Source organism: Olivibacter sitiensis DSM 17696 (assembly GCF_000427965.1).
In the GTDB taxonomy this organism is placed as follows: domain Bacteria; phylum Bacteroidota; class Bacteroidia; order Sphingobacteriales; family Sphingobacteriaceae; genus Olivibacter; species Olivibacter sitiensis.
In genome coordinates this window covers 55796-79404 of sequence record NZ_ATZA01000012.1, presented here as the reverse complement: position 1 = coordinate 79404, position 23609 = coordinate 55796, and the positions used below count along the sequence as shown (strand labels likewise).

18 protein-coding genes are annotated in these 23609 nt (G+C 44.1%); 2 read left to right on the top strand and 16 right to left on the bottom strand.

Annotation, left to right across the window (positions count from 1 at the left end):
• Window positions 1-51 precede the first annotated feature (51 nt).
• On the top strand, window positions 52-792 hold the full coding sequence (locus A37S_RS0108545; protein ID WP_028296631.1) for a class I SAM-dependent methyltransferase: 741 nt from the start codon (window positions 52-54) through the stop codon (window positions 790-792).
• Between the two features lie 93 nt (window positions 793-885).
• Window positions 886-1776 carry an arsenic resistance protein gene (locus A37S_RS0108540; RefSeq protein ID WP_211229746.1) on the top strand — a complete coding sequence of 297 codons (891 nt, stop codon included), beginning with the start codon at window positions 886-888 and terminating at the stop codon, window positions 1774-1776.
• A 169-nt stretch (window positions 1777-1945) separates the two neighbouring features.
• Here the strand turns inward: A37S_RS0108540 and A37S_RS0108535 are convergent, their stop codons facing one another.
• The 16 genes from A37S_RS0108535 to A37S_RS0108460 form a co-directional block, all read right to left on the bottom strand.
• On the bottom strand, window positions 1946-2947 hold the full coding sequence (locus A37S_RS0108535) for a metallophosphoesterase family protein (protein WP_028296629.1): 1002 nt from the start codon (window positions 2945-2947) through the stop codon (window positions 1946-1948).
• 463 nt (window positions 2948-3410) lie between these two features.
• Complete coding sequence (locus A37S_RS0108525; protein WP_028296628.1) at window positions 3411-4211, bottom strand: hypothetical protein; 801 nt, start codon at window positions 4209-4211, stop codon at window positions 3411-3413.
• Window positions 4212-4224: 13 nt separating this feature from the next.
• The gene (locus A37S_RS0108520; RefSeq protein WP_084163817.1) at window positions 4225-5715 is read right to left on the bottom strand and encodes a SusD/RagB family nutrient-binding outer membrane lipoprotein; all 1491 of its coding nucleotides are present in this window, start codon (window positions 5713-5715) and stop codon (window positions 4225-4227) included.
• Between the two features lie 3 nt (window positions 5716-5718).
• Window positions 5719-7944: a TonB-dependent receptor domain-containing protein gene (locus tag A37S_RS24050; RefSeq protein ID WP_157278519.1), complete on the bottom strand. Its 2226-nt coding sequence runs from the start codon at window positions 7942-7944 to the stop codon at window positions 5719-5721.
• Between the two features lie 30 nt (window positions 7945-7974).
• Entirely contained in the window at window positions 7975-9126 is a 1152-nt protein-coding gene (locus A37S_RS27070; protein ID WP_169719465.1) for a carboxypeptidase regulatory-like domain-containing protein, read from the bottom strand.
• A 318-nt stretch (window positions 9127-9444) separates the two neighbouring features.
• On the bottom strand, window positions 9445-10401 hold the full coding sequence (locus A37S_RS26180) for a FecR family protein (protein ID WP_051292881.1): 957 nt from the start codon (window positions 10399-10401) through the stop codon (window positions 9445-9447).
• Window positions 10402-10479: 78 nt separating this feature from the next.
• Complete coding sequence (locus tag A37S_RS24040; protein WP_051292879.1) at window positions 10480-11082, bottom strand: RNA polymerase sigma factor; 603 nt, start codon at window positions 11080-11082, stop codon at window positions 10480-10482.
• 620 nt (window positions 11083-11702) lie between these two features.
• Window positions 11703-12659 (bottom strand): metallophosphoesterase, encoded by a 957-nt coding sequence (locus tag A37S_RS0108500; protein ID WP_084163816.1) that lies wholly within the window; start codon window positions 12657-12659, stop codon window positions 11703-11705.
• Between the two features lie 12 nt (window positions 12660-12671).
• Window positions 12672-14474, bottom strand: coding sequence for a RagB/SusD family nutrient uptake outer membrane protein (locus tag A37S_RS0108495; RefSeq protein ID WP_036601844.1), 1803 nt, complete (start codon window positions 14472-14474; stop codon window positions 12672-12674).
• A 41-nt stretch (window positions 14475-14515) separates the two neighbouring features.
• The gene (locus A37S_RS24035; protein WP_211229745.1) at window positions 14516-17743 is read right to left on the bottom strand and encodes a SusC/RagA family TonB-linked outer membrane protein; all 3228 of its coding nucleotides are present in this window, start codon (window positions 17741-17743) and stop codon (window positions 14516-14518) included.
• A 45-nt stretch (window positions 17744-17788) separates the two neighbouring features.
• Window positions 17789-17989: a hypothetical protein gene (locus tag A37S_RS0108485; RefSeq protein WP_211229744.1), complete on the bottom strand. Its 201-nt coding sequence runs from the start codon at window positions 17987-17989 to the stop codon at window positions 17789-17791.
• 350 nt (window positions 17990-18339) lie between these two features.
• A complete protein-coding gene (porN, locus tag A37S_RS0108480) occupies window positions 18340-19248 on the bottom strand; it encodes a type IX secretion system ring subunit PorN/GldN (protein ID WP_028296623.1) in 909 nt (302 codons plus the stop codon).
• Between the two features lie 24 nt (window positions 19249-19272).
• Window positions 19273-20568, bottom strand: a complete 1296-nt coding sequence (gene porK, locus A37S_RS0108475) for a T9SS ring complex lipoprotein PorK/GldK (RefSeq protein WP_028296622.1) — start codon at window positions 20566-20568, stop codon at window positions 19273-19275.
• Between the two features lie 97 nt (window positions 20569-20665).
• Window positions 20666-21433, bottom strand: coding sequence for a uroporphyrinogen-III synthase (locus tag A37S_RS0108470; protein ID WP_425414403.1), 768 nt, complete (start codon window positions 21431-21433; stop codon window positions 20666-20668).
• Window positions 21434-21461: 28 nt separating this feature from the next.
• Window positions 21462-22550: a DUF4271 domain-containing protein gene (locus A37S_RS0108465; RefSeq protein WP_028296620.1), complete on the bottom strand. Its 1089-nt coding sequence runs from the start codon at window positions 22548-22550 to the stop codon at window positions 21462-21464.
• A gap of 55 nt (window positions 22551-22605) precedes the next feature.
• Complete coding sequence (locus A37S_RS0108460; RefSeq protein WP_028296619.1) at window positions 22606-23571, bottom strand: isopenicillin N synthase family dioxygenase; 966 nt, start codon at window positions 23569-23571, stop codon at window positions 22606-22608.
• Between the last annotated feature and the right edge of the window lie 38 nt (window positions 23572-23609).

Genomic DNA, 23609 nt, shown 5'->3' with positions numbered 1-23609 from the left:
AGTTTATCTGCAGCATGGGGCGGGCTTTCGTTAAAAAAATTCTGTAGCGTTATGAAAGACAATTTTTCTGCACAGTCAGACAAATACGCTAAATATCGCCCGACTTATCCAAGCGAATTTTTTGACTATTTAAATTCGCTTGTTCCCACCAAACAAAATGCCTGGGACTGCGGAACAGGGAACGGACAGGTCGCGATTAGGCTGGCAGAGACTTTCGACAAGGTTTTTGCTACAGACATTAGCCAGCCACAAATCAATAATGCCTTACGGGCAGACAATATCACTTATACCGTCCAGCCAGCTGAAAAGACCGATTTTGAAAACCAGTTTTTTGACTTAATCGTCATTGCACAAGCCATCCATTGGTTCGACTTTGAGCAATTTTATTCAGAAGTGAGGCGGACGGCTCGGGAACATGCTTTGATCTGCGTTGTCGGTTACGGAAGAATAGAAATTTCCGACCTTATTGATCAAATCATTGCAGACTTCTACGAAAACGTCATCGGGATGTATTGGGACAAAGAACGAAAATACATTGACGAAAACTACGCTACCATTCCATTCCCGTTTGAAGAAATCCAAACACCCAATTTCGCCAATAAGCTACCTTGGACCCTGGATCATTTGATCGGTTACTTGAATACCTGGTCGGCCGTAAAACACTTTATTAAACAGAACGGATACAACCCGATTGATGAGTTACAGGACGAAATCGGAAAATACTGGAATAAAGAAGAAATAAAAGAAGTTACGTTTCCTTTGCTGCTGCGAGTAGGAAACATAAAACGATGAACAAGACAGGATATGCCCCTAGCGAAAGTTTGGCTCGAAGAAAAACAGATAGGCATTTACATAGTCACGCTCCTGATAAGTGTCATTATTGGTTTGAACTGGAACAACAGTAACGTACTTGAATATGCCATTGAACCCATCATCGGCATTTTACTTTACAGTATGTTTTGCCAAATTCCCTTTTTAGAACTTAAAAAAGCATTTCAAAACCGTTCGTTTTTCAAGGCACTTTTAGTCGGGAATTTTATCCTAATACCCCTCTTTGTCTGGCTTTTGGTAAACCTATTTCCCATAAGTCCTGTAATAAGCATCGGCGTTCTTTTAGTATTGCTTACTCCTTGTATTGACTATGTCATCGTTTTCTCGCATTTGGGAAAAGGAGATTCTCAAGCGGTTTTGGCGGCTACCCCTTTATTGTTCATTTTTCAGATGCTTTTATTACCTCTGTTCCTATGGATATTTCTGGGAAAAGAAACCATCGGCATCATTGAGGTAACTCCGTTTATAAAAGCATTTGCTTTTTTGATTGCTATTCCTTTTCTACTTTCAATCGTTACGCAAATGGCTTCGACGTCAAACAGCAAAACGGGAAAAGCACTGATGGACTTTTCAGGTTGGCTGCCTGTCCCATTTATGGCATTTACGTTTTTTGTAGTTATTGCTTCACAAATTTCGACATTGCACAACAACCCCGAACCGATTTTTACTGTTTTGCCGATCTATATTGCATTTGCCTTATGCGCTCCCCTGATTGGCCTGCTCTCTGCAAGAATGTTTAAAGTCAATTTTTATAGCGCTAGAGCCGTGGCATTTTCAACAAGCACAAGAAACTCATTGGTGGTATTACCACTTGCCCTTTCTTTGCCTACCCCACAAAACCAGTTGGTAGCGGTGGTCATAGTAACTCAAACCATCGTTGAAATTTTCTTTGAACTGCTATACATAAAAGCAATACCAATGCTGATAAAAAGAAAAAACAATTAACATACTCAAAAAGAGTTGGGGACATAATGATCTACTGAACGCCACTTATTTGAATTGATCCAACAGTGTTCCTTTCCTCATCACTAACAGAAAGTATTAGCTATTAAGATTGACGAAGTCAAGATGGTACATTTTGACCTGTAGGATTGTAAGTAGGGCTAATATTATTCTATAGCTTGTCATGGATATTCTCAAGAAAATGAATATCTAAAAAGCCACCATTTAAATTGGGTGGAGCAACAAATTGGGGGACACCACTGACTAGATCCAACGAAGGCGCATGAATATGGCCGGCAAATATCGCCAACATATTGGATGTGGCAAACACTTTAGCTCTAAATTCCATCGTTGTTTTCGTATGTCCCTCCACAGGCCATCGCGGCCTTCTTTCTATCTCGTACAACTTGTCGGTTGCCGCTCGCCAATCGGGGTGGCCACATCCAAAGGCAACCTCTCTACCTTGTGCATACAAGGGAATATGTAGAACCAGGACTATTGGCATTGCCACCTGTGACTTTTCATTAAAAAAAGCCAGTTGTTCAGGCAAAATACCATACGTTGAGTTGTCGATGACAATGAAACGAATCCCGTTTAGGTCCAAACAAGCCATTAGCGGGTCGTGGGGACCATAAAGCGGGCGGAGCCTACGCTGTGACCATTTTTTGCGCAACTGGTCTATACTTCCCTCCATTCCCTCATAGTGCCAGTCGTGGTTTCCCGCGGTATACACAAAGGGAATTCCAGCAAGCTCCAACTTACCACAGACCCAATCTATGGCCGCCTCGGACGGATAACTGAAGATATCACCCCCCAACACCAGCAAATCTGCTTTCTCCCTTACTGCATATTGAAGCGTCTCTTCAAATGCGGCCATCGGAGAGGTCGGATTACCTGTCTGGAAATGCACCGTTTGGTTGTATGCTTGAGCCATCCGACTGCTATATTTGCGATAAGGTTCCTCCCGTTCATCACTTTGCCAAAGATGGGTATCTGCTATAAAAATGACCCTCGCCGACTTGGAAAATGCCCTGTCGTAAAAGCGAATTTGGTTGTTAGTAAGCGAATAGTTTGCGTCAACAACATATTGCGGAATGGTCTTGTTGCCCACCGACATCGCAATTACACCAGTAGATACGAGTGTGGTAGCTCCTAAAAATTTCCTTCTGTCCATTTTATTTATTCAGTACTTAGATAATTGCATTGAATTTGACAAATGGTGGTCTGAAAGCCATTATTCAAAAATAATATAAACTCCAAAACAAATTACGGCGCTGTCCAAAAATCAATACTCAACATGCTAACACATGCCGTAACTTTTCTCAAGTGAAAAGTTACGGCAAGGGTTTGGCGTTTATTCAGGTAAAAATGCGCTAAATTAATCAAAATATGAAGACTTAAAGTGGCGATTTATTTAAAGAAGGATTACGCTGCAGCTCTTGTATAGCAATTGGAAAATATAGGTTATCTTCCCGATAGGTGCCACCAAATACATTTGTAGCACCTATAAGATTTACGAAGTCAATACGACCGTCTTGACTTGTAAGATACATGCGGGTAGTCCTAGTGTACCTTGCATCTATTGGCAAATCACTCATTTTAAGCATAAAAGCAGTCTTTTGAATTTTCTGGTTGATTCATTTCATGATAGCTGCTTCATCCAAACTGAATCTAATCACTTGCCTTCTGGCCCGATTTATCCCATAGAATACATTCGGTACAACCGACTTATCCAAAGCTATCCCCTGGCCAGGCAAAGGAACGTCAATTATCCTCAGCAAGTCCAGCGTCGAGCCAATTTTGGGTATCTGAAGAACATACATCTCCTTGAGGTCATGTCCCGTCAAATATAGGTTCCCATCGGTTCCCCAAAGAGCCCCAGAACAGCTCATATCACCAAACTGTTTGATCAACGTATCTGGAAATACCCAAGCCGCCGTCTTTATCCAGTCTTCCGTAAATTTCACTAAACTTGTCCATTTGTTGCTTCTATAGTCGTCATCATTGTTATAGTGAGCAAAAACCGCCCACCAAGAATTGTCCTTAAAGTCTATAGAAGTCAAAGAGCCATAATCTATCCCTATGCTGTGACTGTCCACATGGGAAAGGGAATCTGTATCAAAGATTTCGATAGAGCTCGTCATCGGCACCTTAGGATAGTTGGAGTTCGTGCAATAGAGCCTGTTACCGATCACTACACCTCCATTTAAATGCTTCACACCGTAAGACTCTCCGTTCCATTTCGCAACCTGAAGACCTGAGTCTTTTCTGTGTTTGGTAATATCGCTATTATTAACCACATAGAAGTACTGACTATCCACCGCCACTCCTTGTTTCGCTTCTGACACAGTGATTTCCTCCACGTTGCGAACTTGCGCCTTTAGCGCAAAAGGGATGCAGAGAAAACAAACTGCCACTATACAATTTTTTATTTCCATATTTATTCAATTTTTATCTTTTCTCCCACCAACCCTGAACTGAGCTGTTGTCCGATCCACCTAACGATTCGATAGCTTGCCGCAAATTGGAAGCATTAAGCGATTGTAAATAGGTGGGATATACCAATCTTGAGGGGAACGTATTCTCCACAGGGATACCTTGTCCTCTCGGCAAGATAGGATATCCCGTTCTCCTTTTCTCAAACCAAGATTGCATGTCCATAAAGAAATAAGCATAATACTTCTGTGTTATAATCTGTTCCAATTGATTTTCAAAGCTTGCCGTCTCGTCATAACGAATGCCATCTTGCTCTACAAAAGATTGGCCTACACTAACTTGCCACTGGCTCATAGAACCCTTTATCCCCATTTCATAATGGTGTTGTGCGGAGCCTCCTGTATTAAAACCTCTCAAAGCCAACTCTGCCTTTATAAATTCCAGCTCTGCATAAGTCATGATAATACCCAATATAGGCGTGGTTTTTAAATTATCGTTGTAACTCGAATTCCTGTCGACCGTATAGGCCACGTCCGATGTGTAACCACTTTGTATTCCCCTGTAGATCAGCTTTCCGTCTTCATTGACCGTAGTAGCCCAAACGGTCAGTCGGGGATCTCCCGTAGAGAGCATCTTATCCAGGAAAAAGGAAGTGTAATAATCGCCCTGTCGCCAATCTAGGGTGCGAGCATTGTAATAAGGGTTGTAATATGGATAGACTCCCGTATACTTCAATATTGCCTCATCCTGGTTGGATTCAAACACAGGGAAAGTCTGTTTATCGCTCAGCATTCGCTCTATTTCACTACTTACGGCCACTTCTCCATCCCGATTAATTATACGCAGGAGCAATCTCAATCTCAACGAATTAGCCAGTTTCCGCCATTTCAACATGGATGCCTGATCAGAGCCATAAATAATATCACCGCTAAAGGGCAATCCATCTTCCTCATTAATGAGTAAATTGGCCTGATCAAGCATTTCCAATAGTCCAAGGTAGATTTCCTTTTGTTGATCAAAGGCAGGTGCTACGATATTTTCTTCAGCCCTGGCTGCTTCTGAAAAGGGAGCGGGACCAAACGCATCTGTGAGAATGGAGAATGCCCATGCCTTGAGTATCATAGCGATAGCTGTATAATTGGGATGTTCGTCCTTGGCGATACTTTCCAGATCATAAAGATCCGCCATACGCGCATAAAGATCATTCCATACCGCCGAACCGTTGCCTGGCAACACCTCATATCGATGTATCCCCCCGCTGGCACTCTCTCTGGGCGCAGTCACCTGCATCAATTCGTGTGTGAACTGCTTAGAAGTGGAAATAGTAGAATTGACCAATCGATATTCGAGTTGCCCAAGCATATTGCCGGGGTTTACCTTGCCCGGTCTAATGGGATCCTCGTTCAATACCTCGAAATCTTTCGTACAAGATGTAACGAGCAAAATACAAACCAACGAAAAACAAAGCAGTAATTTCGTTTTATAATATTTAATGTTCTTTTCCATGTTTTAAAAGTTGCAGGTTAGGTTGAAGCCTATATTTCTAGTAGAAGGATATTGCCCCAACTCGACGCCCGGTGTCAATGTCGCATTGTCCAAATTGCCCCCTTCGGGATCAAAAGCCGGGAAACTCGTGAAATTGAAAAGGTCTCTTCCGTAAAAAGCAAGTTTCACGTTCCTGATTTTAGCTCCTTTCCACAGTTTGTTTGGGAAAAGATATTCCAACCTCGCTTCCCTTATTTTTAAAAAGGAGGCATCAAAAATATTGGTTTCGGCATTGGCCCTCGCATAGTATTGCTCATAATATGGACGGGCGTCCACCCGATTTGTATTGGGTATATAGGATCCGTCTGCCAATTTCACGACTCCTTCGCCAATTATTCCTTCCTCGCGACCTGGTAGTGTCACTTTGGTATTACCAAATTCATTGTTTTTGTGATTTGTCAGCGAATATATTTTACCTCCTTTTTGTCCATCCAGGAGTACGCTAAATCTAAACTCTTTGTAGCCGAAAGTATTCGACCAACCCGCTTTCCAATCAGGGAATACATTCCCCCATTTTTTGGCTATGGGATCCAAAGGCGCGGGTACACCCGCGGACGAATAGACGATCTGTCCATCGGGCGAACGTTCAAAGCCCTTGCCATATATATCTCCCATTCTGCCTCCAACCCTAGCTTCAATGGACACATCATCTCCCCTCGAAAAGATAATCTGGCTATCCACCCTTGGGGCGAGCTCGCGAACATAACTTCTATTGGCAGACCAAGTAAGCGTCGTTTCCCACTTAAATTTGCCTATCAATGGCTTAATGGTAGAACTTATTTCCAAACCCCGGCTATTGATCAGTCCGGCATTGACCATCTTGCTAGCATAGCTAGCGGTTGGGTCTATGGGAATGGCAATGATTTGATTCTTGCTGTTATTGCTGTATACGGTGACATCGGCGATTACTCGACTTTGCCAAAACCTGATTTCCGTACCCACTTCATAACTTGTCGTTATTTCGGGCTTGAGATCCGCGTTGTACAAAGTGCTTGGGTTGGTAAAACCATTGCCATATATGCTGTTGTAGTACTTACTGGTTTGATAGGGGTCTGTATCATTTCCTACCTGTGCCCAAGACAAGCGCAGTTTGGCATAGTCCAATTTGCCCAAATCAAGCATTTCACTCAAAATTAAGCTTGTATTTACCGAAGGATAGAAAAACGAATTATTGTGCTTGGGCAGGGTACTGGACCAATCGTTTCTTCCCGTGACATCTACAAAAACCCGATCTTTATAGGATATCTGCCCCATTCCGTAGACGCTATTGATAGATTTAACATAACGTTGCGGATCTGCAACTGCTGGATCAAGGCTGTTCGATATTTGATATATACCTGGTTGATTCAATTGATCGGCATACATGCCGTCGAAATCATAAGACTGTGTCATTAGGTTTCCGCCAACAGAAAGGCTATATCGCCAATCTTGAGATTCATTCTTGTAAGACAATAACGCGTCATTGTTATTTTCGTACATGAATATATCCTGCGTACGATACATACCCCGTGGAAACTTTGTCATGCTGAAAGGTCTTTGTTGCGACCGTTTTTCATAGGATATGTCCAAGGCAGTTCTGATCGTGAGGTCCAAATGATCATTGAACTTGTAATTTGCCGATATATTCCCGAACGTACCATTTTTACTGAGCTTGTTCAACATTTCATACATGGCCAAGTATGGGTTGTCTGGTCCTTGATAGAAAGGACGCCTCTGTTGAACGTCTTCCAATCCATCTTCCCAATATTTCCTGTGCCATTCGGGTCTGACATTCGTTGTCGTCCCGATAATCAGGAAATACATCAATGTCTGGTTGTTATATCCGGCGGCAGGTAGGTTGTCGCTGCTTTTGTTATTATAGTTTACATTTCCGGAAATAGTCAACTTGTCTGCTATCTTTTGCGATGCCGAGAGGGAAACATTAAACCTTTCAAACCCCGTATTGGGAATAATCCACTCATTTTTCAAATGGGTAAAGGACAACCTCGCATTTCCGTTATCATTACCGCCCATGATGGACACATTGTTGCTGATGTTGCTGCCAGTCCGGAAATATCCGGAGTAAGCGTCACTATAGGGTTGCCACAGTGTACGTTCGGTAGGCATACCATCTGGAGCATCGGGATTATACTGAAAGTACATCTGACCGGCATATTTAGGCCCCCATGAGCGGCCTCCTCCTGCTGCCATACTTGTATTTGCCCCATCCGGACTATCGCCTTAGGAATAATACTCCTGTGTTCGGCCCTCTCCATACTCAAACTGATAATCTGGCCAACGGTTGATCTGATCAATACTTGTGTTCAGATTGTAAGTGATACCTAGGCCATCCGTTTTCTTGCCCGATTTGGTAGTTATGATGATCGCCCCAGCCGCAGCCCTTGTACCGTATAATGCCGCTGCCGCTGGCCCTTTCAATATGTTGATGCTTTCAACATCCTCAGGATTGATGTCCGAAGCATGCGACCCATAGTCTACGGGGTTGTCGTCAGAAAGATGGGAACTGAATCCTGTACTGACCAACCGAGTACTTATGGGCACGCCGTCTACTACGATTAAAGCCTGGTTGTTGTTCAGATTCAACGAATTCTCGCCACGAAGCGTGATACGGGATGAACCCATCGGCCCCGTTCCAGCTCCAGTTATTGTAAGTCCAGCTACTTTTCCGCTCAATGCATTTACCCAATTGTTTGTCCTTACATCCGTTAATTCCTTGTTAGCCAATGACATGGTGGCATATCCTAGTGACTTTTCCGCTCTTTTTATGCCCAATGCGGTTACTACTACTTCATTTAGCGAATCCATCGCTTCTTTCAGTACGATATCAACGGAGGTTGTTTTTCTTTCCTCTACACGCACAACATCCCTTCGCTGGGACACAAATGAAACGAAGCGCACTTCCACCGTATAAGTGCCCGGAGCAAGGGTTATATCGTATCTTCCATCCTTGTCAGCGGCTACCATACGATTGATTTCCAACACCTTGACACTTGCTCCAGGCAAAGGTTCTCCTTTTTCGTTGGTAACCTGTCCGGTGACCCGGCCGAGCTGCTGACTTCTGGACAACAGTACCACTCCGTCTTTTTCTAAAAAGCCCAGACCTTTCCCTTCGAGTAGCGTGCGCAGCACATCCTGCAACTTATCGTCGGAGAAACGAGCTCGGCGCACTTCTATTTGACTTAGGCCCAGGTCCGTGGTAAAGGCAAAGTCCACCATAGCCTTTTTCTGGATATCCAGTATGACATCGTGCAAATTTTTGTTGTGGTAGGCCGCGGTGACGCGCCGTTCCAAAACCTGTGCCGTTGTTGAGCTTGCGTGCAACATCTGTGCCGTCAAGGCGAAAGTGACCAAAAGTATACTTGAAATTTTCATATACCACTTCCAATGCGGTAAAAAATCCATCATTAATCGTATTGCGATAGCGCCAATATTCACTACATTTCCGCTTAAAAAGTTTTCAATAGCAGCGGAGATATCGATAAATTCCCCATCTATTCAAAGCAATTTTTATTGCTTAGCAGAAGGAATTTATCTAAGTTTGGCGCATTGGTGAATAAATTATGTTAATAAAAACCAATGTGGACAAGGCAGTAATAAGGGTCCAATCTTAATCTGTTGCCTTAGCCATTTTTCGATCAGGTCATGCACTGTGCATGGCCTGTTCTGTTTCAAAAAATATTTCCTTTAATTTTAATAGAGAATAATCTCGTCTCCCTCCTTTTTGTACTGTTTGTTGATTAATTCGGTTAATTGTTCCAATGTCTGCCCCAGCGTTCTGATGGAACGGATGGTGAAATTGTATTTTCTGTTCAACACGGCACTATCGCTGCTCCTAAGCTGTATTCCATAAAGGTTGTACATAGCCTGACCCACTTCACCAAAGCTGGCCCGATCTAATACCAAGACACCCCTTGTCCATGTGTTAGGGACGGCCGATGACCGACCTGTAAAGGCAAGCTCCGTTTGCCTATTGTATTCCATTTGCTCCTGCTGTCCCAAGAGTGCCAACTGCTTGGCTCCACGGTTCACCTGCACCCTTCCCTCGATAACCTGCACGCGGATATTATCCAAATTTTTGTAGGACTGCACATTAAACTTGGTACCTAGCACCACTACCTGTAGGCTATCTGCTGCTATGCGAAAAGGGAGAGAGGGATCAGAAGCCACCTCAAAAAAAGCTTCTCCTTCCAACTGAAGATCCCTATGTGTCTTATCGAATTCGGCAGGTATTTTTAAGCGCGAATTGGCATTGAGATAGACGATACTGCTATCGGGCAACTTGAGTAGCTTTACCTGCCTGATGCCGGTCTCTACTACCGTATAAGTTGCATCCGCTGCCTGATGATGGGAAGTATTGTCATGCCGTAGCAGCAGCCAGGTAAGTGACAAACAACAGAATAGCCCCGCGGCGGCCACGGGGCGCAGCCAAGTTTTTCGATACCATGCCACTGTTTTCGGTCGTTCATGTGCCCGCTGGATAATCTCTTCCTGAAAAGCAACCATGTCTACCTGCTCGGCTAGTTCTTCATGTTGCTCACTTTTTTCCAGCAAGGAACTGTACCACCAGTCTACCACTAAGCGCTCGGCTGCGTTGGCCTTGCCTTTTCGGTAGCGTTCTATCAATCTTTTTAGCTTTGTTCCTTCCACTTTGCTGTCGCTTTACACAATGAAAGGGACGTGGGAACGCAAAAAGTATATGAAGCAAAAGACAAGAAATTGTTAAGTTTACATGAAGCGCAAAACAAGCAGCAGCAATAGGGAGTGGCTGATGTCGGGATGGCGTGCCAATAATTCCAGCTTGATACGTCGGTTCAGTTCAGCGTGGTAGCTCTTTACCGTTTGCTCGGCTAGCCCTAGGGCCTGGGCAATCTCGCGCAGCGAATAGTCCTCTTGCCTGAGGGCAAAAATAGCGCGCATGTTATTGGGCAGTTGATCGACTATCTCGGACAGGCTTTGCTGCAAATCTCCTACAGCCATCAGGTCCAACACGGTATGTTCCAGTTGATCCATCTGCCGTGCCACATGCTCCATGGCACGTTGGTGCAAATCTAGCCGAGAGACCTGACGCAGGAAACGGTGTTTCAGCATGGACTGCAGGTAGGGCCAAAGCGCGGTTTCGATCTCGAGTTGATCGTGTTTCTCCCAAATATCAAGGAAAACATCCTGTACTAGGTCTTTCGCCAATTCCACATCCTTAATCAGCCGACAGGCTTGCTTTAACAAATCCTGGGAATAAAGGCTTACAAGACGTTCAAATGCATCACCATTGCCCTGCCTTAGCAAGGATACAAGTACACGATCCTGTTCTGCCGTTGATTTCCCTTTCATCGCCAACAAAATTATCCCAAACTTAGACAAGGAAAAGGAAAAAGTACATTATGAAAAGGTTAATTTTTTACGTTAAAAAATCAATCCCGACGACCTTTTGTCGTCGGGATTGAAACCCTTAACGAAAAAGGCTTACTAGATATCCTTATGGAGTTGCTCTGGAAAGTCTATTGCTTGAGCAAGCTTTGCGTCGAATCGGACTTTTCGGCATAAGTCGAAAGCACTTCAGTAAAAAGCCCGGTAATATGGCAATTCAAACTACTTATTAGTAGGTTCAATTCTGTTAGGAATACACATACACCAACTTCGCCCCAAATATACTATTAAGAAAGTATATACAGTGGTTTTATATAGGTTTGACAGAGGGTTAACCTAGATATAACCTATGTTAACCCTCTGTCAACCCACTGTCAATACTCTGTTTAATCTCTGTTAATAGCAAGTTTGGTGTAAACTTGGCAGCTATTTGCCCCAAAGAAGGCGGCCTACTAGGTTTATTGGTGTAGAGCCACGCAAACTATCAGTTACGCTACCAGGCTAGAGCCCTTCTTTACGTAAAAAATCCCGACGGCTGTATGCCATCGGGATTGGAATCGGTAAACGAATCGTTTTCTACGAAATTAATTTCTTACTTTTAAAAAATTGACACCATCAATGGAGAATTTGGAAGAATCTTGCTTGGTTTTATCGTAATAAGGCGAATACATCTCTGCTGAAACCGTTGAGTTGTCTATATCGAAGGTCAACAATCTTAGATAACCACCTCCGAAATCCTCGTGCTGATAGTCCTGTAGTATCTGATACACCGTATTTCCGTTTTCCAGCTTATCTATTTTATATGCAGAGCTCACAACATGACCACTCAGCACGAACTTGATATTTTCATACTTCTTTACAAGTTTCTCGAAAATATCATTGGGACTAAAATCACCGTAGCCAGCATTGTTGTTGGCTATCTCGCCTTGTGGAGTAAGGTAATAATGCGTGATGATAATTACGTTATAAGCATGATATTGTTTCACGATATCACCTGCCCAATTGATAGGCCCTTGACGAGGGCAAAACTCCAGGTTAATGACCAACCAATTCGTCTTTCCAACTTTAAACGTGTAATAGGCATTATCACTTTTACCAGCTTCATAACGGCCGCGCTGGTTGAGAAACCTACTTGGAGGAAAATAGGCATTAAATTTATTGGTTTTCCTCAGATTTTGATTGACATTGCCAGGCGCGGCGCTCCCACTGTATTCACCAACAGCTTCTGTATCATGATTACCAAGTGCTATGGCATAGGGTATACGATGGGTATCTAATCTATCCAATCCCTGACTAGCCACTTCGTAGTGCTCGAAATTGTCGAAGTTTACCAAATCACCCACATGAAGTACAAAGGGAATATTTAAGGAATCCTTCTTGTTGATGATCCAATCTATTTGACTGAAATACATCTCAGGCCTATCGCCTACTTCTACTTGCGTGTCAGGAAAGATAGGGATAGTAAATTTTTGCGCGTAGCATTCCTTTACACAAAAAGGAAAGGCAATAGCGGCTACAATAAATTTGATGTTTCTTTTCATGAAGATAATAATCTAATGATAACCTGGATTTTCCACTAAATTGGGATTACTGGCCGTCCTTGCCAAGGTAATAGGAAAATAATAATTATGTCCTTCAAATATAGGAGGGGTTACACTGCCGTCCGTCCTTTCACGTATGCTGACTTCAAACTTCTTCGTCCGGAAGTCCAGGACATACCTAATGCCACTTAGGTTTTCAGAGAGGTATTCTTCTGCCAGTCGCCACCGTCGCAGATCCCAATAGCGGTGGCCTTCGAAAGCCAATTCCACCTTGCGCTCGTTTCTTATGCGCTCCATATCAATGTGACTCAGCGCCACGATACCTGCACGTTCTCGGATCTGATTCAATGCCAAAAGTGCCTCGCCCGACATACCAAGTTCATATGCCGCTTCGGCAAAGTTCAACAAAATCTCTCCATAGCGAAATACGATAAAATCCTGTTTGGAACCGAAAATACCGGCAGACGAACCGTCTCCATTGTCCTTTGTTTCATCAAGGTATTTGAGTACGCCAAAACCCGTCTGGGTAGGTTTTTGATCCCCATTTGTTAGTACGCCTAGATAAGAGCCCGTTGTCAAGAGCGAACCGTCCTCCGTACGAATTCCATTATAGAATTCCAGATTCCTGCCTTGCCACTTGGTATCTTGGGTATAAAAAGTAGCATGAAAACGAGGATCCTTATCTCCCCATAACTCTTCCATTGTCCACAGCTTACCGTCCAACATCTCGGCCGTCAGTTTGCCTGGTCTTCCATCTACATATTCATATGATTCTACCATTTCCAAATAAGGCGCATCGTGTATACCATTTGCCCAGCCATTTGGGTAAGGGCATTGGAAATAATCATAAGACCAACCAGCACCTCCTATTTCCTTGTCGCTGCCATCATGTTGCTTGGCAAAGATCACTTCTATGTTTCGTTTTGTGAGAAACAGGTTTCGAAAATTTGTGGCCTTATTAGTACCTTCTTCGTAAAGATGGAACTGCTGGCTGTCCATGATGGCTTTAGATGCCGCCAACGATTGCTGAAAATAACTATTGGCCTCTGCTCTATTTATGCCCAATACTCCATCAAGTTGTATTTCACCATACTTGGCGATGCTTCCAGCATATAGTGCTGCACGCGAAGCCAAGGCAAGGGCGGCATATCTCGTGGCCCGTCCCCAATCGGCGTCGCTGTAGCTATTTGGCAATATTTCGCTGATGGCCATCGCTTCACTCAGCACAAAATCATACACCTCCTTTTCCAAATTGCGCGAGGCCATAAGCTCCTCATTTGGCTCATCCAACTGCTGTACACGTGTTATAAGTGGAACGCCACCATAGCGTTTCACCATGTAGAAATAGTTAAACGCTCTTATAAAACGTGCTTCAGCGACACGCTGCTGTTTGTAACTTTCCTCAAAGTCCGCTTGCGGAAGTCGTTCAATAAGATCGTTCATCGAACGGATGACCCGATATGGTGCTTCCCACCATTCCATCAGCCCACCTTGAATGGTCAAACCATTCGTCTTAAACTGATATGCATTTCCAGAAAAATTTGATGTGCTTTTTGACTCATCGCTCACATTATTAACATAAAACATAGTGAAAAAGGGAGTCGACATGTTCTGGATATCTACCGATTCATTGGTAAATACCGTCGTGCCTACATAACCACCAGTTAGATAAGCATCTACCAGCTTTTGATCATTCCAAACTACTGGGTCTGGAATAACATCCAAAGGCATCTTGTCCAAAACATCTTTCTGACAGGAGCCTAGCATGAGGATGATGAAATATAGAAATGTTATGTTCTTAAACTTTTCGTACATACAATTGCAAAGTTTTTGATTCATTTTCATGGTTTATATACTTAAAAAGTAAGCTCTAATCCAGCAGATAATGTCCGTTGTTGTGGATAATACAACCCTCCCATACCTGTGGGGGCCTCGGGGTCTATATCATACTTGTTCAGTTTGCTCCAAGTAAACAGATTGGTTCCCGCAAAGAAAAGCCTTATATTGTTAATGTATTGGGTGCGTAACACTTTAGAATCAAAGGTGTACCCAATATGGATATTCTTAAGACGCAAGTAACTAGCATCTATTTGGTTATAAGTTGAAGTCCATCCGTTTGATGCCGCGCCGCCTACCCTTGGTACAAGTGCATCGCTCACATTATTTTGTTCGGTCCACCTGTTTTCATAGAAGAAGGTAGAAACCATTCCCGCTTGTCTGCCGTTGGCAAAGATATTGTAGCCAAAGGCTCCTTGAAAAAGAAAGGACAAATCGAACGAACGATATTTGACGCTGCCATTGAACCCTCCCATCCACATGGGGAAATTTCCTTTTCCTATCTCTACCTGATCACGCCAAGTAATCTCACCGTCGCCATTTACATCCAAATATTTCACGTCGCCAGGACGCAAGGTAGAGTTGCCCCTCAGGTCTTGATCATATGGCAATTGATCTATTTCTTCTTGGCTAGTAAACAAGCCACCTGAGAGGTAGCCGAAGGTTCTGTTGTCCCAATGGCCAGTTTGTTTGTTAATACGTTCTTGATCCAAATCGCTGTAGTTCGGTTCATCAAAGGCTGTCCACTTAGACCTTGACCAAGAGATATTAGCAGCAACATTCCAGGAAAAATCGCCTACGCGATGATTGCTTGCCAACATCAAATCAAATCCTCTGGTATCCTTGCTGTTTAAGTTCTCAGTAGGCATGACTGCACCAAAGGAGCCCGGCAAGGAGCTCGAACGTATGGCAGGAATGCCATCCCTTTGCCGATAAAACGCATCTAAATTGAAATAGAGGAATTCCTTCCATAAGGAGACGTCCAACCCTACATTATAGGTTTTGAGCCTTTCCCAGGTAAGGGAGACGTTGGCCAGACCTCTCGGAACGATTCCAGGCAGTTTATCATTGCCAAATAAATAACTGCCTCCGCTATTTTGGTCTGTTATGGAATATCCAGCCAGATATTGGAAATTACCGATACCGTCATTGCCCGATGTTCCATAGCTGAGCCGCAGTTTCATCATATCTAAGTTTTTGACCGACTGCAAAAACCGCTCATCGCTTATCTTCCAAGCCAATGACACGCCAGGGAAATAACCCCATCTAGATTCTGGCGCAAATTTTGCCGATGCATCAACTCGCAAGCTGCTCTCCAAAATATACCTGTTCAGCAAGGTATAATTTACCCGGCCAATAATACTTTTACGTCCCATCTCGGCCGTAGAGCCACTATTAGTCATCCCTGAGGTGCTTCCAGCCAGCATTTCGTCTATAGACGAGGTCAAAAAGTTGGATCGGGCGGCCGTTATGCGGTCGTTAAAATAATCAATGACCTCATAGATGCCGAGCACATGGAGATCATGTACCTGATTGAATATTTTTTTATAACCTAGGTAACTCTGGCTTGTAATCTGCCTATTGCTTGTCCTAGCAAGATTAAGATTAGAACTGGTACCGAAATTACCAGCCAACGTATAAATATCTGCAGCGTAATCGTAGTTATAAAAAGAAACGGGAATCTGAAACTGCTTACTGGATCCATATCCTTGTAAATAATCAACCAGCGAACGTACTTGCAGACCTTGCAACCAACCATCAAAATCATAAGTTAAGTCCAAAACAAAATGTGTGTCTTGATCTTTCCCGTCATTGTACCCCGTCAGGCTCCTATCTGAGGTGATATGTGCACCTCCAGTACCGCCACCTCCAGCATAGGATATTTTTGAAGGATCGGGAAATGCTGCCGGATAAACGGGAGAGGTATTCCATAGATCACCAAAGAAATTACTGGTCATGCCACGGTATGGGAACTTGTTGTTTCTTATTATACTGGAAAAATCCACGCGTGCCTTCAGTCCTTTAGCAATGTAGGCATCAAGGTTAGAACGCAAGTTGAACCTTTCAAAACTCGCATCGCTGCGCTTCATCACGGTTTGTTGGTTAAGGTATCCGAACAATCCGTAATAGCGTACCTTGTCACTTCCACCCCGTACGGAAATATTGTGTTGCTGTTGAGGTGCCCAATCGCGAACAAGCAAGTTAAACCAATCCGTGTTGGGGTATTGCGGATCCGTACCTGCATAGAACTTTTGTATTTCTTCTTCCGTATAAGGCGCTGTCTCCACTGGCTGTCCACTTTGGATATGTCCCTCTCGCAATATTTCAGCCAATTGGCCAGACGATGACATAGTGGGCATTAAAGTATTTCCTTGTGCGGTGAAGACGGATTTAAAGTTAATGGAAGGCGCTTGTATAACACCTCTTTTCGTCGTAACCATAATAACTCCATTTCCAGCCCTAGCACCATAAATGGACGCGGAAGCATCTTTCAGCACAGAAATAGATGCGATTTCATTAGGGTCCACTGTATTGATATCGCCCTCCACGCCATCTATGAGTATCAACGGAGATCCAAAACCGCGGATGCTAAGCGTTGCTTGGTCGTTTCCCGGACGACCGTTAGATTGTAGACTGACAAGTCCAGGCAAACGTCCAGCTAATGCACTCGTTATATTTGCCACAGGTGCACGAACGATCTCGTCCGATTGGATCGCAACTACAGACCCAGCGAGATTTTCACGCTTTTGGATTCCATAGCCGACTACTATTACCTCATCCAAATTGCCCAATGCTTCGGTGAGAACAAAATCCAGTGAAAGGCTTTGTCGCTCTGCTACGGTAACATTGCTTTTTACGTGTTTCTCGTAGGAAACAAAACTCGCTTCGACCGTATATATTCCAGGTTTCACGGAAATGGAATAGTTCCCGTCCTTGTCTGTTCCTGTACTTTGATTTAGCTCCACTACTCTGATGGTGGCGCCAGGAAGAGCCATGCCGAGGGTGTCCACTACCCGACCAGATATAATCCCTGGCTCTTGCTTTTTGGACAACAGTACAGCCTGTCTTCCTTTTTGCGTATATTCAATAGCGGTTCCTGACAACAGTTGGTTCAGTACGTTTTGTAATGGCTGTGCATTGGCATCCATCTCTTTTACTAGAATCTTCTCCAACTGGAGTACCTGTTCATCAAAGACAAACTCCACACCACTTTGCTGCTGCAATTGTTTGATGGCTCCTGACCTCATGTTCATTCAGAAGTTGAACGAAATCGACAAAGTCCTGTTCAAAAATCATAGCTTTCTCGTACTAATGGCTTTTTCAATGTGTTTGGGATAACTTCCATGCAACCAACGGTAGTATTCCTGCCGCAGACGAGTAACTTCGGCTATACGCTCCGATGCCGGTCGGCTTAGCCAAAACCTAACGTCCTGCTCATCCTCCTCATCCATCTTTACCTGATTGGCAACCATTAATATCTTTCGTTCTTTCATGGCAATGACACAACTTATCAATCGTAAAGACACGAATTTGGACAACAAAAGGAAATACTGAATGCTTCGCTGACGAAAGAAAAAACCGTTAGTTCCCTGTTGAATTTTTCGAGGTCTTCTCTTGTGAGCATCTCTACCGTCATATTTCCTCCTTTGATCTTGGTTAAAGAATAATCGATGACGGCGCAATCGGTATTGTTTCCGAAAAGTCTGTCCTTTTCCGCTATAGGACGGTACTTGGAACTTAGTCTTTCCCTGTCTGATGTAAATCAGGGAAGGACATGTAAAGTTTCACCAAAGAAGCCCTCGGAGAACTAGTATTGTCGCATATAAAACGGTACTGCAAAGACTTAGTAGCTCCACAAATCCTGCTCAAAATCCATAAGCGCCCTTTTGATGCGATCACTTTCCTGCAGGCGCTCTTCGGGAGTGAGCAAACGTCCGTTACGCTTCATATCGCGGATACTGATATCTTCTGGGTTTGATTCCTTGATGATGTAACTGGAAAATATCCGTTTTATAAAAATATCGTCGTAGCTGAGGCCAGTGGCATCATTATGTCTATTGGCCACTTCGTGATTGACTAAGATGTTTCTCGCTTCTGGAAAGTAAATCCAAAAGGCAGGTATCGGTTCGATATCCATATCCTTAAGACCTTCGACCTTTAGTTCGATGAGCGGCGCAATGCCCAAGATACGAGGTTCCCAAACAGACCGATGCTTGTCGAATATCCAATCTTCCTTAAGCCGAAAAGCGGTTACCTCTTCTGGGTTGAATTCGCCTGCCATCATCCGAATACCAGTCTCTTCACCCGTCTCGTTGTCTATGATGGGGACGGCCACGCTATCTGCAAAACGGTGCAACAGCTCAGATGGGCTAATGGGCGTCTTAAAGCTGTCGCCATGCGGATCTCCTAGAGCAGGGTTGGGTGTAGGGTCATAGGCACTAAGTTCTCCATCTTGCACGGCATTCCACAGAATATTCATCAAATTAGAGCTTGGTGCTTTGAAAACCGTATTAAGCCGCTCGCGAAGATCTATCACTCGCCAAATGCGTTTGCTAAAGAGCACGTCGCCGCTCCTGATGGGCGCATAGGGAATGACCTTTCTTCCCAAGAGATCCGATTTTTCATAGAAGCCATCCAGCGGCGTTTCCTGCTGTTTGTTGAAATCGTTGCCGCCCAGTTGTTGCGCGAAAGCCGAAAAGCTTCCTGCCAGCAGGCTCAACAGACCAAAACATATTAACCATTGCCTCATCATTGTCCCATTAGGTAAAACACCCTATTACTTTGACATTCCCGGTGCTGCCATAACACATCTGAAACCTATATATGACCTAGAAGAATCCTGTACTTCGAAAGTACGTGTTGAATTCTGAAGGAAATACGCTATATCTTTCCAAGACCCTCCCCGCACCACTTTACGCTTGAACACTTCGGGATCATCCTTTTTTGCCCTATAAGAATAAGTTGGCACCATATCGTGCACCAAGGTGGTGGAAGACTCGTCAAAAGCCGAGGAAGTCCATTCTGCCACATTCCCCGCCATATTGTACAAACCATAATCATTGGGCATATAGGCCTTTACAGGCACCGTAAAAGCCCCTCCATCAGAAGCATAGTCGCCCCTGCCCACCTTAAAGTTGGCCATGAGACAGCCTCTGGCATTTCGCATGCTTGGTCCACCCCATGGATAAGGCGAGTTGATATGTCCGCCACGGGCAGCGTATTCCCATTCAAATTCCGACGGCAGGTCATACCTTGCCCGGGCTACATGTGCCCCAGCTTGCTTTCGATTGTAATGTTCATAGAGCTGTGTGCGCCAAGCCGCAAAAGCCTTTGCCTGATACCAATTGACACCCACCACGGGATAGTCCTGATAGGCGGGATGCGAAAAATAGCCCTCTACCATGGGCTCGTTTTGCGCATAAGCAAAATCGGTAAGCCACACAGTCGTATCGGGGTACACTGCCACCGTATCTCTGATGATGGCATCCGACCGATTGAAATTGGGATTGTTTTTGTTGGCCGCTGCCAGACGCAGATCGTAGGTTTCGTAGATATACCTCAATAAGCGCACATCAAGCTCCTCCTGACCGAAGATTTGATCGCTCCCTTGATAGAACATCGTATTTAGCTTGTCCCTATTGGCTGCATCGGCCCATAACGATTTCCCACTAGCTACTTTGCTCCAATCGATGAAACGTTGATCGCTAGCACTTCCTTCCTTGGGACTGATGAAATACGATGGATCGTTCAGGTACTGGGTTATGGCAATAGAATCTCGCACCCAATTGACAAATTGCCTGTACTGGCTATTGGAAATTTCGGTTTCGTCCATATAAAATGGCGACATGGTAAACTGCCTGTTCTGCTGAATCTGGCTAAAAGAAATGTCCTCATCAGACACTCCCGCTATGAAGGTCCCCTGAGGAATATACACCATGCCCTTGGGAGGGCGATTGCTTTTTATGCTCTTGAGACGCACCCCCACCAATTCCCCCCTACCGCCCGAAGAACAGGCCGACAAGGCAAAAAGCCCCAGTAAAAACAAAAACGGAAAGCACCACTTTTTATTCATAAGCTTTCTCTAAAATCGGCACGAAAGGCCTCTATGAGGACTATAAGCTATACTGAGTAAGCAAATACGAAGAAACTGACGTTTTCGCTCTCCATACTTACTTACCATTTACCCTTTTTATATATTGCTCTACAGCCATCGTCATACTAGGTGCCTCTGGTGTAGGTGCTTCTATATCCAATATTAAATTATGGTCTGCTATAGCCTGATGAGTACTGGGACCAAATGCCGCAATACGCGTCTTGTTTTGTTCAAACCCTGGAAAATTGATATATAGAGATTGTATACTGGAAGGACTGAAAAAAACAATGATGTCATAGTATACATCTGCTAGATCAGACAAATCGCTCACGACAGTCCTGAAAAGTACGGCAGTGGTGAAATTATATCCATTCTCTTGCAGCCACCTAGAGGTTTCCTCGTTTGCCACATCAGAACAAGGATATAGAAACCTTTCTTTTGCATGTTTCTTCAGCACCTCTTCCAGGTCTTGAGCTGTTTGTTTTCCGAAGAAGATCTTGCGCTTTCTGTATTGGATATATTTCTGCAAGTACAAAGCTATGTTTTCTGTAAGGCAAAAGTACTTGAGGTCTGAAGGAACCTCATAGCGCATTTCTTCGCATATCCTAAAAAAATGATCCGCAGCATTTCTGCTGGTAAAAATCACGGCCGTATAGTCTGCCAAATTGATTTTATCCTTTCTAAATTCGCGCGCTGGCACCCCCTCCACATGAATAAAAGATCTGAAATCGACCTTTAGGTTGTACTTATCTGCCAAAGTAAAATAGGGCGACTTGTCATTTTCAGGTTTAGGCAAAGTCACCAGAATACTCTTTACTTTTAGTTCTCTTTCTTCAACTGCCACTTTCAACGTGTTTTTTTTTCTTTCTAGCCTAGATCCCCACAAATTTCAACAAAATAAGTATGGGACTAATTTCAAGGGTGCAAAGATACAGAAATAAATAAAACTTGGGAAATCTATAGTTTGTCAAAATATTCTTCGCTACTCTGAAAAACTGAAAACCCAATACGACCAAAACGCCTATCAATGCCAAGTATAAGGCCTCTTTGATGACCGAAACAGGCAAAAACACCATGGCGAACAATATGGGTAGCAAAACAATCGCTACATTAAAATAACAAATATACAGGGCAGAAACATAGTCCCTAGACAAACGCTTCAGATCGAATATAAACCCTAAAAAGCGTATCATCACAATTTTTGCAGTAAACAGAATAAGCACGGCGGCAGAGAAAACAAAAAACAGGTCCACCCCGGAATAGTCGGTTGGCAGCTGCAGGACGGTTGACGCTACAAAAATGAACATGCCCAAGGTAAAACCAAATAGGATATATAAAAACACAAATGCCCAAGAGGTAAACAAGTTATCTTCCTTGCTCAGTTGCTGTACCACGCGATCGCTATATAAGGCGTGGACAATGGCCAACAGCTCTCCTCGGAAAAAATAGCTTATACCGCCAAAGAGGAGCAATAAGACGCCCAGCATACAGAGTTCCCAAGTAGCCCTGGTATGCCTTGGCTCGCCTCGTTGATGGAACTGTTCCTTGTTTTGGGTGAACCGTTTTGCGTAAGCCAGAAAGTCCCCGTTGGGGACCGTATATACCTGCAGCAAGCTGTCCATAAACAGATTGGGACTATTGGCGGGAAGCGGCCTCACGTATTGAAAAACAAGGGAGTCATGAGCCGAGGCAATCGAGTCGCGCAAGCGCTGTTTTTCCATTTCCCTCGCAAAACGGGCGGAATCCTGAACCAACCACTTGATTCTGTTTTCGGGAGACACAACTCTTTGGGGTTTGGGCAATGAGGCCGTGCTGTCTTGGGACAAGGACAAGGGAGCACCACACAGGTCGGTGGACACCATATTGCACCACAAAAGAAACAGCAATGAGCCAAAAAACCTAAGCATAAGTAAATGATCGAGGTCTGCAAAGTTATGCTTTTTCCCGAAAAACCTGTTCATTGTTGCATGTACCACATAATAATAAGTTGTACAAGCAACAATGAACAGAACAAAGCTACATCTTGAGCCCAATTTCCCGCAAACGTTCATCTAGGTACTCTCCCGCTGTATAATCTGCATAAGCTTTGGGATATTCACCGCTAATGCAGCTTTCTAGGCATTTCAGACTCATATCGGCCTTGGGATGCAGGAAGAAAGGAACGGAATAGCGAGATGTCTTCATTAACTCTTTGGGCGGGTTGACCACGCGGTGCGTGGTTGACTTCAATTTGTTGTTGGTAAGTCTCTGCAACATGTCTCCTACATTCACGACAACATCCTCTCCATGTGCCTTGACGGGGAACCAGGTACCATCCCTGGTCAACACTTCCAGCCCATCGGCACTAGCACCTATGAGCAGCGTGATCAAATTAATGTCTTCGTGGGCACCGGCCCGTACCGCTTCGGGATCTACCTCCTCGGGATTTTCTATTGGAAAATAATGTATGGCGCGCAATATGGAATTGCCATTGATAACATGTGGCTCGAAATAGTCTTCCTCCAGATCCAAGTAAATGGCAATGGCCTTTAGCAATTGCCTACCCGCGTACTCCAAGCGACGATACACCTCTGCCGTAATGGCGTTAAAGCCCGGCAGCTCCTCCACTTCTACATTGGGCGCAAAGTCACGGGCCAATTCTTCGTCATCAATTATCGTCTGTGCTCGTTGCCAAAATTCCTTCAAATCGGGCTTCCTGGCGTCCTTTGCCTTCTCCTTGCCTTTGGAAGTATATCCTCTCTGTCCAGCCAGCTCCGGCCGCTCGTACTTCAGCTTTACCGACTGTGGCAAGTCGAAAAATGCTTTAACCTCTTTGTACAGGTTGTCAATTGTAGCCTTGTCCATACCATGATTGGTAATGGTGACAAACCCCGTTTCATTGAATGCCTTACCGATATCGTCCGAAAATTGCTTGCGTTGCTCCGGAGTACCCTCCGTATAGTGGAGCAAGTCCAGTCTAGGAATGTTTACTTTTGTCGACATATGTCTTTTTTATTGAAATATATGCAATATCATTAACT